The 457-nt window shown below is 49.0% G+C and carries 1 pseudogene; it reads right to left on the bottom strand.

Annotation, left to right across the window (positions count from 1 at the left end):
* A pseudogene (locus J7R05_RS08035) lies at positions 1 to 457 on the bottom strand (TrbI/VirB10 family protein); the annotation flags it as partial.

Raw genomic sequence — 457 nt, 5'->3', positions numbered from 1 at the left:
GGACCTCTGCCAGGTGCGCCACTATTGACAACAACACCAGACGGCGTTTCCCTGCGTGACCCTTGCACCACCCCCCGCGCTTGGCCTTGTCGTATGCCACTTTGGTAAACCCCCACGACTTTCGAACCACGTTCGCGCCCAACAACCCGACCACTTGTGGCCTACCTATCGCGGGTTAAATGCACTGTCGTCATTACGGGTTGTGATGTCATGATCTTTGTTTCTCGCGTGCAATCTATTTGCGTTCCTTGCGTAATCAAAAAGTCACGGTTACGAAGTTGCACTGCATGTGATTGACCTAAACGCACGGGCTGAAGGTTATCAAATAATACGCCTCTACCTCTATCTTTATTCGATGCTTTATTATTTGTATCTGTAGATCCTTCGCTACCACCGTTGTTAAGGCTAGAACTGAGCATACGTTTGCGTGCTAATTCTTCAGAATCTTGGAGCATGT

Source organism: Bartonella capreoli (assembly GCF_902813205.1).
In the GTDB taxonomy this organism is placed as follows: domain Bacteria; phylum Pseudomonadota; class Alphaproteobacteria; order Rhizobiales; family Rhizobiaceae; genus Bartonella; species Bartonella schoenbuchensis.
Note: the sequence above shows the minus strand (reverse complement) of the source record. Positions and strands in the feature narration are given on the sequence as shown.